Raw genomic sequence first — 12,823 nt, forward strand, 5'->3', positions numbered from 1 at the left:
CCTTTTTTATTAAAAGGCTTAACAATATTGTCTAATATCGAGATCTAAAAAACACAGCTTTTACCCTCAAAAACCCCGTTCCTCAACTTTTTTTAAAACCTATCTGGATTTTATAAAAATAATCGCACTATAAAAAGCACGACCGATTGGTAGCTGGATTTATTAATAGTAATCAGCGATAATCAATCCAATTAGATTAATACTACTGTAACTATGTTTATGTGACTATGTTTACTATTTATCATTCAAATCAAGTCGATTTACTCAAATCAATAGTTAGTGAGTTAATGCGCAGAGAGCCATTAGAACAGGTGTTTACACCTGAAATGGTAATTGTGCAAAGTCAAGGCATGGCGCAGTGGTTACAAATTGAATTGGCCAACGATCTTGGTATTGTGGCTAATGTCGATTTTCCCTTTCCGAGTCAATTTATTTGGCAGTTATATCAAACCCTTCTGCCTGAGGCACCGATTGAAAATAGCTATGATGTTGAATCAATGACTTGGCGTTTATATTATCTATTACCGAAAATTATTGAGCGACCTGAATTTGATACCATCAAACATTATCTTAATATTGATAAAGAAGAACGAAAACAGTACCAATTAGCAACGCGCATAGCTCGATTATTTGACCAATATTTAGTCTATCGACCTGACTGGCTTGCCAAATGGGAAGCTAATCAAACGGTAATGGAATTAAACAATCATCCAGATGAAAAATGGCAAGCAGAATTATGGCGTCAACTCATTTCAATCAGTCAACTTTATCATCGAGCCAATATTTATCAACAGATGCTTGATATTATGTTAGATAGTCATTTTGATAGCTCACGATTGAACCATTTACCTAAGCGGGTTTACATTTTTGGCATAACCTCATTACCACCTATCTATCTGTCATTATTATCCGCACTTGGGCAACATATTGATGTCCATTTAATGTTTAACAACCCTTGCAAATGGTATTGGGGTGATATTGTTGAAAAACAGTTATCTGATATGCAAAATAGCCCCGACAATATTCCCAACCCACTATTAACATCATGGGGAAAATTGGGGCGAGATAACCTATTTTTTTTGCAAGAGTTCAATAATAAACAAGATATTGATATCTTTGTCGACAATGAACGCCAATGCCTACTACAGGCTATTCAGCAAGATATTTTAGAACTCTACCAAACCAATGAAACCAAAACAGCAATAGACAAAACAGATAGATCGATAACATTTCATGCCTGCCATAGCGAACAGCGTGAAGTCGAAGTGCTTTATGATTATCTCTTATCGGCCTTCGATGCCGATCCAACACTGGAACTACGTGATTGTATTGTCATGGTTTCAGATATTGATAAGTATATTCCTTACATTCGGTCGGTATTTGGTAATGCCGAAGGACAACGTTATTTACCGTTCACGATTTCCGATCAAAAAGCCCGCAACATTGATCCAATCGTGCAAGGATTTTTTGCTATTTTAAACTTCACGACAAGCCGTTTTACCGCCGAAGAGCTATTTAATCTATTAGAAATCCCTGCCATTGCGGAGAAATTTGCCATAAGTGAGCCACAACTAACCTTATTACATACTTGGATTATAGAGTCTGGTATTCGCTTTGGTCTAGAAAATTCCCACAGTTGGCTATTTGGCCTTGAGCGTTTATTACTCGGTTATACCATGAATAGCGAACAAGGTGGTTGGCAGCAGATTTTACCTTATGATGGTGCAACCGGATTAGATGCCGAATTAATCGGTCAATTAGCTGAATTTATAAAATCAGTGCGTAAATGGTTAACTATTTTAAGTGAAGACAAACCGTTATCAGAATGGCAAAGTTGCTGTATTGAGCTTATCAATGACTTTTTTGTTAGCGATGCTTCGCGCGAGTCAATTTTGCTAATGATTCAAGAAGAGTGGCAAAAACTGATCAGTAGTGGTTTAAATGCCAATTTTACCGATCAAATTTCAATAACTATTTTACATGATGCAATGCAATCACGCTTGGAACAAAATCACTTAGCCCATCGATTCTTAGTCGGTAAAATAAACTTTTGTACCATGATGCCAATGCGCTCTATTCCGTTTAAATTGGTTTGCTTGTTAGGTATGAATGATGGTGATTATCCAAGAACCTCTTTGCCTTTAGATTTTGATTTAATAGCGCAAAATCCAAGACGAGGCGATCGTAGCCGACGTATTGATGACCGTTACCTATTTTTAGAAGCGATCTTATCAGCACAAAATCAACTCTATATCAGTTATATTGGTCGGGATATGAAAGATGATAGCGAGCGTTACCCGTCGGTATTAGTCGATGAACTTTGGGATTATATTGTGCAGTATTATGCTACTGATATAGACAGCAATAAACAAACTCAGCTAATTGATGGCTTAAGAACATTGCATACCCGCACACCATTTAATCCACAAAATTTTTTAAATGAACCAAAAAGTTATGCCGATGAATGGTTACCAGCCGCGTTAAAATCAGGGGCTAGCCAATCGTTTATCAGTGATATTAGCAATATAGTTATTGATAGTATTAATCTGGATGAATTGAAGCGTTTTTATCAACATTCTATTCGATTCTTTTTACAAAAACGCTTTAATTTTTATGTCAATTATTTAGATGAAACGTTGCCCGATGCTGAAAACTTTAGTTTGGATAACTTAAAACGCTATCAACTCAATTTACAGATTTTAAATGAAATGATCACCAAAGAGTCGCAAGGCTCTGATAATTTCTATCAACGCCTTACACTAACGGGTGAATTACCGGATGGTGCTTTTGGTGAGATTATTTATGATGAACTATGCGAATCATTACAACCGTTAGCCGATAAAATTCTCAAAGAGAGAATCAATCCGTCAACATTAGAGGTGAATTTAACTATTCCGATAGATGGCCAACATTATCCATTACAAGGATGGTTAACCCATATTCAAGAAGATGGAATTTTAACTTGGCGACCAGCCAACCTTTCTATTCGTGATGGTATGTCATTATGGATCGACCACTTAATTTACTGTATTTTAAATTGGGATAAAACCGAAAGCCAAAGTCGGCTATATGGGCGAGAAGATAACCAATGGCGTTTTTTACATATTGATGCTAAGCAAGCTTTAACTATATTGACCGATTTAGTTAAAGGCTATATACAAGGTATTAATCAACCGCTGTTAATACCATTACAAAGTGCATGGAGCTGGTTAATTACCGCATATAATCCCAAAACAGCAGAAATTGAGCCTAGCGAAAAAGCCATCAGCAAATTATTAAATACTTGGCAAGGTGGGCAATTCCACTCGGCTGAATGTGACAGCTATTACGCCAGGCTATATCCAGAATTGAACGATTCATTAATTGAGCAAATAACCCATTTTGCGCAGCGCTTTTTACTGCCGATATTAATACATCAAGTCGAACAATAGGAGGCACTATGTTTATCGATACGCATTGCCATTTTAATTTTCCTACTTTTGTTACCGATTTAGATAATTCAATCAACCATATTCGACAAGCTAAGATTACTGGTCTAATAATTCCTGCGGTATTAGCCGACCATTTTAATGAAATTTTACAACTCGCAGAGCAGTACAATGAACTTTATGCAGCACTTGGCTTACACCCTATTTATCAACACACTGCTGCTGATCTTGAAAAGTTAGTGGCAATCGTAAGTGAAGTTAGTACTCACCCTACAAAGCTGATTGCTATTGGCGAAATCGGTTTAGATCGTTATGACCAATCTGTTGAGTGGCAACAACAGCTTGCGTTTTTTCGAGGGCAATTGGCTATCGCCAAACGTTATGATTTACCGGTCTTAATTCATTCACGCAAAACTCACGATGTTATCTATCATGAATTACATCAAGCAAATTTGCCGTGTCGTGGCGTGATCCACGGTTTTTCTGGCAGCTATGAGCAAGCCATGCAGTTTATTAAATTGGGCTATTATATTGGTGTCGGTGGGGTAATAAGTTATGCCAGAGCCAATAAAACTCGTCATACCATCGCCAAATTACCTCTCGAAAGTTTAGTGTTAGAAACCGATGCACCTGACATGCCGTTAAGTGGACGGCAAGGACAAATCAATAGGCCGGAAAACATTGTCGATATTTTTAATATTCTTTGTCAATTACGCAGCGAAGATCCTCTGCTAATACGCGACACAATACTAACAAATACCTTGACGCTATTTAGTAGAATCAATAAAATGGAAATTCCAAATCCAATAAAAAGATAAATATATAATAATTAATAATTTATCAAGCCACAAGGTGGTACTTATGTCGCAACGCTATAGTCAACTTTTTGTGCAATCCCTTATTTCTCTTACGCGATTATTTCCATTATGGGCAATTCTTTGTGCGATAGTCGCCTATTTTTCACCTAACGTCTTCCTTTCGGTTAGTCCATATACCTCACAATTATTAATGTTTGTCATGTTTACTATGGGGGTAACGTTAAGTATTGATGATTTTAAACGCGTCGTCACCAAACCTAAAGCAGTAATAATTTGTACCCTACTGCATTATATTGTTATGCCACTGACTGCTTTAATCTTATCTAAATTATTTACTATGCGACCGGAATTATTAGTCGGCATGGTTTTAGTCGGCAGCGTCGCCAGCGGTACCGCCTCGAATGTGATGATTTATCTCGCTAAGGGGGATGTCGCGTTATCGGTCACCATCTCATCGGTATCAACCCTAGTTGGCGTTGTGGTAACCCCTATTCTTACGCTTTTACTCGTCGGTACCACCGTTGAAGTGCCGGTCTGGAAGATGTTAGTGCACATTATCCAAATTGTACTCATTCCAATTGTTTTAGGCTTAATGGTTCACCACTTTTTATATTCAGTGGTAAAAAAATGTGAACGCTTTTTACCATTATTATCCATGTTATGTATTTTATTAATTATTTGCATTGTTGTTGCGGGTAGTCATGATCGCATTGCACAAGTGGGGATAACGGTGATTTTTGCGGTAATCATCCATAATGGTATTGGTTTGCTTGGTGGTTATTGGGGAGGGCGTTTATTCGGATTTGATGAATCGACTTGCCGAACCATGTCACTAGAAGTGGGAATGCAAAATTCTGCATTAGCCGCAACACTTGGTAACACCTATTTTTCAGCCTTATCTGCACTGCCGGCAGCCGTGTTTTCTGTTTGGCACAATATTTCAGGCTCACTATTGGCCGGTTATTGGCAAGGAAAACCGGTTAAAAATAAGCAAAAAGCAAATAATCAGTCATCGTAATCTAGCATTCATCAATTCTCTTACCTCATAATAAAAGGGTAAGAGAATATAAACTTAGCACTAAGCACATCGTGTGTGCATATTAATCAATATTAGGCTGAATACCATGAATAGCAAATTACCACCTTTTGTCTATCGAATATTACCTTGGATTGCAGCATTTGCTTTTTTTATGCAATCACTTGATACCTCGATTTTAAATACTGCACTACCAACCATGGCTAAAGATCTTAATGAATCGCCATTAAATATGCAATCAGCGGTAATCTGCTATGCGTTAACCTTGGCGCTGTTTATCCCGGTAAGTGGCTATTTATCTGATAAATTTGGTACTAAAAACATCTTCGTTATGGCTGTATCGCTTTTTACATTAGGATCATTACTGTGTGCTTTATCCAATTCCCTAATATTCTTAGATATATCTAGGGTAATCCAAGGTATTGGTGGCTCAATGATGGTGCCCGTTTCACGTTTGGTGTTGATTAAGGCATTTAAGCGGAATGAGTTTTTAGCCGCATTAAATACCGCAACTATTCCGGGGCTAATTGGGCCGGTACTCGGGCCGGTATTAGGGGGTTATCTGGTTGATATGGTAAGTTGGCATTGGGTCTTTTTGATTAATTTGCCAATTGGTATTTTAGGAGTGCTTGTCAGCTTAAAATATATGCCAAACCTAAAAGGTGAACGTCTACCTTTTGATTCATTTGGATTTATTTTTATTGTTATTACCTTTGTCAGCGCGACGCTAAGTATTGAATGTTTAAATCAAGGCCAACAATATTATTTGCCATTAGCACTGGCTATTATTAGCTTAATATTTCTATTTATTTATCGCCTCTATGCAAAAAAGAGACAAGCACCACTGTTTCCACTCTCATTATTTACTATCCGCACCTTTAAAATCGGCATTATCGGTAACTTAGTCTGTCGCTTGGGTATTTCAGGCGTACCTTTTCTAATTCCACTATTTTTACAAGTTGGTTTTGGCTATTCGGCGATGTTTGCCGGAATGATGTTAATGCCAATGGCAATCGCTTCAATTTTTACCCGATTCTTTATTACTAAAGTACTTGCTCGGTTAGGTTATCGTTTTGTACTGGTGGCAAATACTATTTTGGCAGGAATTTTGATCCTTCTCATGTCATTATTAAATCTAGCGACACCACTTACCGTATTAGGGGTATTGCTATTTTGTATTGGTGGCGTTAATTCTATGCAGTTTACCTCAATGAATAGTATAACTTTAGCTAACTTACAAGGTGAAAGCACCAGCAGTGGCAATAGTTTGATGGCTGTTAATCAACAATTAGCCATCAGTTTTGGTACTGGTTTTGGTGCGGTATTAGTAAGATTATTTAGCAATTCAACAACTACCATTCACGCATTTCAATTAACCTTTGTTATACTAGGCATCGTAACTATGCTATCAAGTATAATCTTTGCGCAATTAAACCAAGAAGATGGGCAAAATTTAACAGCTCGGCACTAAGCAACAAGGAGAAAACACTATGTTTCAGTATCAAATCATTCCAGTTACCCATTTTCAGGAAAACTGTAGCATTATTTGGTGTGATGAAACAAAGGAAGCCGCATTTATCGATCCGGGTGGCGAAGCTGAACTACTTAAAAAAGCAGTTGAAAAGCTTGGTGTTAACATCAAACAAATACTCCTAACTCATGGCCATTTAGATCATGTTGGCGCAGCGATTGAATTAGCGAAACATTATAATGTTGAGATCCTTGGCCCTAGCCAAGAAGATGAATTTTTATTGTCAAGCTTACCACAACAGTGCATGCAATTTGGGTTTCCATATATTGACAGCTTTTTACCGGATCGTTGGTTAAAGGAAGGTGAACAAGTGAAAGTCGGCAATATCACTTTAGATATTCTATTCTGTCCCGGCCACACTCCCGGTCATATCGTATTTATTAATGCTAAAGATAAAATTGCTTTTGTTGGTGACGTATTATTCAAAAGCAGTATTGGGCGAACCGACTTTCCTCGTGGTAATCATGCAGATCTCATCTCATCAATTACCCATAAACTCTTTCCTTTGGGGGATGATTTTATCTTTGTTTCCGGTCATGGGCCTATGTCGAGCTTTGGTAATGAACGGATGACCAATCCTTTCTTAGTGTAACACCGCTATTCATTTAAATGATAACCAAGGAACTTTTAATGTAAACCTTTTTATCAATAAATAGTTTACATTATAAATCTTTGTATTATCATGGCACTACTATTTATATTTTAATGGTAGAAAATAATGAAATTAACAACTTTTTATCCAACTTATCTCAACACACTAGTTAACTTAACATCCTGGCAACGCAAACTGTGTGCAACCACAGGGGCGGCACTACTACTTGGGCTTGCAGCGAATATCAGCATTCCCACCTACCCAGTACCATTTACCCTTCAATCGTTAGCCGTTTTATTAATTGGCGCTTTTTTAGGACGTAAACTAGGTGCATTAGCCATCGTACAATACCTCTTTTTAGGTGCAATGGGATTACCACTATTCGCCAATGGTAGCGGCGGCATTATGGCACTAATCTCACCATCATCAGGTTATTTATATGGTTATGTATTTAGTGCCTATTTAGCCGGATTTGCGGCAGAAAAAGGTTACGATCGCCGCTTTATTCTTGGCTTAATCGCCTTCGCTTGTGCACACCAACTATTATTTGTTTTTGGTGTCCTCTACCTAATGAGTTATTTGCATATTTCACTTATTGAAGCGCTACAAGTGGGCTATTTGCCTTTTGTCGGTGTGGATGCACTTAAGTTTATTATTGCAACTTGCGTTATGTTCTCATTATGGCGCCATCACGCAAAAAAACATCAATAACAATGCAAATTGGCGATATTATTTTCCAATCCCAGAATGAAGCAAGCGAATTCAATAGCGCGATTATCCATTCTGGTGCTCACGCTGATGACATTATCAATCGGATAAGCCATGTTGGGTTATATATTGGCAATAATATCGTCATTGAAGCCACCCAAAAGCATGGAGTGATTCAACAACCGCTTAACGACTTTTTAGCTAACACTCAATATAATCTGCTCGCAACCATCTATGATGATACCGTCATCAAAAACGCATTAACGCGAGTTAAAACCTGCCTAGGGTTGCCTTATAACCATAGTTTTCGTGAGGATGATGAAGGCTTTTACTGTAGTGAACTAATTACTTATGCCTTCAAATACCCATCTGGTAAAGACTATTTTCAGCTCTATCCAATGAATTTTAACGATTTAGCTACAGATCAAATTCTTCCTTATTGGATCGAATATTACCGAAAACTCAAAGCTCCCATTCCTCAAGGTGAACTCGGCTCACATCCACAACAGTTATTAAGACAAAAAGAACTTTTTAAGACAATCCTGACACTTAAATAATATCAAATGACGATAATTAGTTAAAAATTAAACAAAAAAAGCAAGTTCAGATAATTAACTATTGACACCGCGCCATTAAGTCTATAATATGCGCGCTACATTTCGGTTCCTCCATAGTTCAGTCGGTAGAACGGCGGACTGTTAATCCGTATGTCACAGGTTCAAGTCCTGTTGGAGGAGCCAACTTCTCACATAATGTTATCTGCCATAGAAACGCTAGTTTTCGATTATTATTCTAACTTTTCACTATTAATCAATATTTCAGAAATAATAAATAAACGAGTAAATAAAAATTACTGACTCCACACTATAGTTACATTTATTCAATATGTTAAAAATAGATGGATCTGCATAATTTATCATTTTTATCAGTTTTGTGTCCAATATGGCAATTTTTTGCTTAATCTAACCCTGATTGTTTTATTCAGATCACAGAGCAAATCTTAGTTATAACCATTATATTTTACCAAGAAAAGCGCAATAGTTATCGTTGGCATACAGTAAGTGATCATCAGCACCTGAAAAGTAATTCGTACCTTTACCTAAATCCCCTATCCAGCCTAATATTTGTGGGCGATATTGTGATGGCATAATTGCTCCTAATTATTCCTTTTCCTCTTCCATTTGCTTTGTTTTTATTGGCTAATCTGGTTATTGCACATGATATTTTTGTTTAATCTCTGCCAGATGTTCCGGCGATAGGGCGTTAAACGCTTCAACCATCCATTCCGGCCAACCTTGACCTTGAATGATATCCTTTTTAAAAGGTGTTTCTTGCTCCCAGCTATATTTTCCGTCGTTTAAACTAATTAAATCGTTAAAGCACATAAAATTATTGACCCATCCCCAGACCAGATAACTACCAATACCGTAACGCAGTGGATCTAATAGCACATGGTCAATGGTTTTATGTGTGCCCGGTTCACACACCATTAAAATAGTGGTACAGAGTGGATAGGTGGAAAAGTTATGCACCACAACCCCATGTAAATCGGCCCAATCATACTCTTTTATCCGCTTTTTATTGGGGTGTAAAAAATGAATCGGATTTTTAAACGAGGTAAAATTAAAGAAATAGCTTTCATTAATATACACTTTCTTGGTTTTACGATTAAGAATTATTGGACTACCTTTCCGTGTAAAAAGATTTTGGTATAATTCGGGAATCATTAAATATAGAGTAATAACAAAGCAAATAACAATAATATACGGAATCAGAAATATAGCCATATGATTAATAGAATCTATTTTTATTAATGTAAGTAAATATATTGATATTGGTATAACGAAAATCAATAAAATTGTAATAATCCCACTAACACATAAATAAAAAATCTGATCAGATGAGGTTTTACGAAGAAAAGCACAGTAGTTATCGTTGGCATACAGTAAGCGATCATCGGGACCTGAAAAGTAATTCGTACCTTTACCTAAATCCCCTATCCAGCCTAATATTTGTGGGCGATATTGTGATGGCATAATTGCTCCTAATTATTCCTTTTCCTCTTCCTTTTGCTTTGTTTTTATTGGCTAATCTGGTTATTGCACATGATATTTTTGTTTAATCTCTGCCAGATGTTCCGGCGATAGGGCATTAAACGCTTCAACCATCCATTCCGGCCAACCTTGACCTTGAATGATATCCTTTTTAAAAGGTGTTTCTTGCTCCCAGGTATATTTTCCGTCGTTTAAACTAATTAAATCGTTAAAGCACATAAAATTATTGACCCATCCCCAGACCAGATAACTACCAACACCATAACGCAGTGGATCTAATAGCACATGGTCAATGGTTTTATACGTGCCCGGTTCACACACCATTAAAATAGTGGTACTGAGTGGATAGGTGGAAAAGTTATGCACCACAACCCCATGTAAATCGGCCCAATCATACTCTTTTATCCGTTTTTTATTGGGGTGTAAAAAATGAATCGGATTTTTAAACGAGGTAAAATTAAAGAAATAGCTTTCATTAATATACACTTTCTTGGTTTTACGATTAAGGATTATTGGACTACCTTTTCGTGTAAAAAGATTTTGGTATAACTCAGGAATACAAATGTATAAAGCTAAAATACAAGTAATAAATAAAATGAGAAAAGTAATAAATAAAAAACTTTCAGTTTCGGGATTAAACTCAAAAAGTAACAGAAAAGATATATAAATCGCTGGAAATGAACATATAATGACAATTGTAGAAACACATAAATAAAAAATCTGATCAGATGAGGTTTTACGAAGAAAAGCGCAATAGTTATCGTTGGCATACAGTAAACGATCATCAGCATCTGAAAAGTAATTCGTACCTTTACCTAAATCCCCTATCCAGCCTAATATTTGTGGGCGATATTGTGATGGCATAGTTGCTCCTAATTATTCCTTTTCCTTTTCCTTTTCTTATTCCATTTGCTTTGTTTTTATTGGCTAATCTGGTTATTGCACATGATATTTTTGTTTAATCTCTGCCAGATGTTCCGGCGATAGGGCGTTAAACGCTTCAACCATCCATTCCGGCCAACCTTGACCTTGAATGATATCCTTTTTAAAAGGTGTTTCTTGCTCCCAGGTATATTTTCCGTCGTTTAAACTAATTAAATCGTTAAAGCACATAAAATTATTAACCCATCCCCAGACCAGATAACTACCAACACCATAACGCAGTGGATCTAATAGCACATGGTCAATGGTTTTATACGTGCCCGGTTCACACACCATTAAAATAGTGGTACTGAGTGGATAGGTGGAAAAGTTATGCACCACAACCCCATGTAAATCGGCCCAATCATACTCTTTTATCCGTTTTTTATTGGGGTGTAAAAAATGAATCGGATTTTTAAACGAGGTAAAATTAAAGAAATAGCTTTCATTAATATATACTTTCTTGGTTTTACGATTAAGGATTATTGGACTACCTTTTCGTGTAAAAAGATTTTGGTATAACTCAGGAATACAAATGTATAATGCTAAAATACTTGCAATAAATGAAATGAGAACAGTAATAAATATAAAACTTTCAGTTTCGGGATTAAACTCAAAAAGTAACAGAAAAGATATATAAATCGCTGGAAATGAACATATAATGACAATTGTAGAAACACATAAATAAAAAATCTGATCAGATGAGGTTTTACGAAGAAAAGCGCAATAGTTATCGTTAGCATACAGTAAGCGATCATCGGGACCTGAAAGGTAATTCTTACCTTTATCTAAATCATCTATCCAGCCTAATATTTGTGGGCGATATTGTGATGGCATTGTTGCTCCTAATTATTCCTTTTCCTTTTGCTTTGTTTTTATTGGCTAATTTGGTTATTGCACATGATATTTTTGTTTAATCTCTATCAGATGTTCCGGCGATAGGGCATTAAACGCTTCAACCATCCATTCCGGCCAACCTTGACCTTGAATGATATCCTTTTTAAAAGGTGTTTCTTGCTCCCAGGTATATTTTCCGTCGTTTAAACTAATTAAATCGTTAAAGCACATAAAATTATTGACCCATCCCCAGACCTGATAACTACCAATACCGTAACGCAGTGGATCTAATAGCACATGGTCAATGGTTTTATGTGTGCCCGGTTCACACACCATTAAAATAGTGGTACAGAGTGGATAGGTGGAAAAATTATGCACCACAATCCCATGTAAATCTTCCCAATCATACTCTTTTATCCGTTTTTTATTGGGGTGTAAAAAATGAATCGGATTTTTAAACGAGGTAAAATTAAAGAAATAGCTTTCATTAATATACACTTTCTTGGTTTTACGATTAAGGATTATTGGGCATCCTCGCCGTGTAAAAATATTGTGATAAATTTCGGGAATAGATATATATAATCCAAGAATAGAAGCAATAAAAAAAACAATAAAAATGATAAATGCTAAAGTGTCTTCATCAGAATCAAAATCTAAATCTAAATCTAAAATTGCAATTATAGATATAGACATTAAAACTATTGAAAGAATAAAAGCAATAGTAAAAATGCATAAATAAAAAATCTGATCAGATGAGGTTTTACGAAGAAAAGCGCAATAGTTATCGTTGGCATACAGTAAACGATCATCGGGACCTGTAAAGTAATTCGTACCTTTACCTAAATCCCCTATCCAACCTAATATTTGTGGGCGATATTGTGATGGCATAACTGCTCCT

Annotated in this window: 12 protein-coding genes and 1 tRNA gene; 8 read left to right on the forward strand and 5 right to left on the reverse strand. The window is 36.4% G+C overall.

Annotated features, from left to right (window positions below; all coding sequences use genetic code 11):
• Positions 1 to 227 precede the first annotated feature (227 nt).
• From recC to AC5LXI_RS00920, 8 genes are all read left to right on the forward strand, one after another.
• Positions 228 to 3,431 carry an exodeoxyribonuclease V subunit gamma gene (gene recC, locus AC5LXI_RS00885; RefSeq protein WP_493443112.1) on the forward strand — a complete coding sequence of 1,068 codons (3,204 nt, stop codon included), beginning with the start codon at positions 228 to 230 and terminating at the stop codon, positions 3,429 to 3,431.
• Between the two features lie 8 nt (positions 3,432 to 3,439).
• Positions 3,440 to 4,246, forward strand: coding sequence for a TatD family hydrolase (locus tag AC5LXI_RS00890; RefSeq protein ID WP_493443113.1), 807 nt, complete (start codon positions 3,440 to 3,442; stop codon positions 4,244 to 4,246).
• 43 nt (positions 4,247 to 4,289) lie between these two features.
• On the forward strand, positions 4,290 to 5,264 hold the full coding sequence (panS, locus tag AC5LXI_RS00895) for a ketopantoate/pantoate/pantothenate transporter PanS (RefSeq protein ID WP_493443114.1): 975 nt from the start codon (positions 4,290 to 4,292) through the stop codon (positions 5,262 to 5,264).
• A 106-nt stretch (positions 5,265 to 5,370) separates the two neighbouring features.
• On the forward strand, positions 5,371 to 6,753 hold the full coding sequence (locus AC5LXI_RS00900; protein WP_493443115.1) for an MFS transporter: 1,383 nt from the start codon (positions 5,371 to 5,373) through the stop codon (positions 6,751 to 6,753).
• Positions 6,754 to 6,772: 19 nt separating this feature from the next.
• Positions 6,773 to 7,405 carry an MBL fold metallo-hydrolase gene (locus AC5LXI_RS00905; protein ID WP_493443116.1) on the forward strand — a complete coding sequence of 211 codons (633 nt, stop codon included), beginning with the start codon at positions 6,773 to 6,775 and terminating at the stop codon, positions 7,403 to 7,405.
• Positions 7,406 to 7,531: 126 nt separating this feature from the next.
• Positions 7,532 to 8,116 (forward strand): biotin transporter BioY, encoded by a 585-nt coding sequence (locus tag AC5LXI_RS00910; RefSeq protein WP_493443117.1) that lies wholly within the window; start codon positions 7,532 to 7,534, stop codon positions 8,114 to 8,116.
• Complete coding sequence (locus AC5LXI_RS00915) at positions 8,086 to 8,670, forward strand: YiiX/YebB-like N1pC/P60 family cysteine hydrolase (RefSeq protein ID WP_493443118.1); 585 nt, start codon at positions 8,086 to 8,088, stop codon at positions 8,668 to 8,670. Before AC5LXI_RS00910 ends, AC5LXI_RS00915 begins: the two co-directional genes overlap by 31 nt.
• 107 nt (positions 8,671 to 8,777) lie before the next feature.
• Positions 8,778 to 8,853: transfer RNA gene (locus AC5LXI_RS00920), tRNA-Asn, on the forward strand.
• 273 nt (positions 8,854 to 9,126) lie between these two features.
• Here AC5LXI_RS00920 and AC5LXI_RS00925 read toward each other — a convergent pair.
• From AC5LXI_RS00925 to AC5LXI_RS00945, 5 genes are all read right to left on the reverse strand, one after another.
• On the reverse strand, positions 9,127 to 9,261 hold the full coding sequence (locus AC5LXI_RS00925) for a hypothetical protein (protein ID WP_493443119.1): 135 nt from the start codon (positions 9,259 to 9,261) through the stop codon (positions 9,127 to 9,129).
• A 60-nt stretch (positions 9,262 to 9,321) separates the two neighbouring features.
• Positions 9,322 to 10,149: a DUF6708 domain-containing protein gene (locus AC5LXI_RS00930; RefSeq protein ID WP_493443120.1), complete on the reverse strand. Its 828-nt coding sequence runs from the start codon at positions 10,147 to 10,149 to the stop codon at positions 9,322 to 9,324.
• A gap of 60 nt (positions 10,150 to 10,209) precedes the next feature.
• The gene (locus AC5LXI_RS00935; protein ID WP_493443121.1) at positions 10,210 to 11,031 is read right to left on the reverse strand and encodes a DUF6708 domain-containing protein; all 822 of its coding nucleotides are present in this window, start codon (positions 11,029 to 11,031) and stop codon (positions 10,210 to 10,212) included.
• Positions 11,032 to 11,103: 72 nt separating this feature from the next.
• Positions 11,104 to 11,925, reverse strand: coding sequence for a DUF6708 domain-containing protein (locus AC5LXI_RS00940; protein WP_493443122.1), 822 nt, complete (start codon positions 11,923 to 11,925; stop codon positions 11,104 to 11,106).
• Between the two features lie 54 nt (positions 11,926 to 11,979).
• Positions 11,980 to 12,813, reverse strand: a complete 834-nt coding sequence (locus tag AC5LXI_RS00945) for a DUF6708 domain-containing protein (RefSeq protein WP_493443123.1) — start codon at positions 12,811 to 12,813, stop codon at positions 11,980 to 11,982.
• Between the last annotated feature and the right edge of the window lie 10 nt (positions 12,814 to 12,823).

This window comes from Gilliamella sp. LMG 34361, from assembly GCF_984569075.1.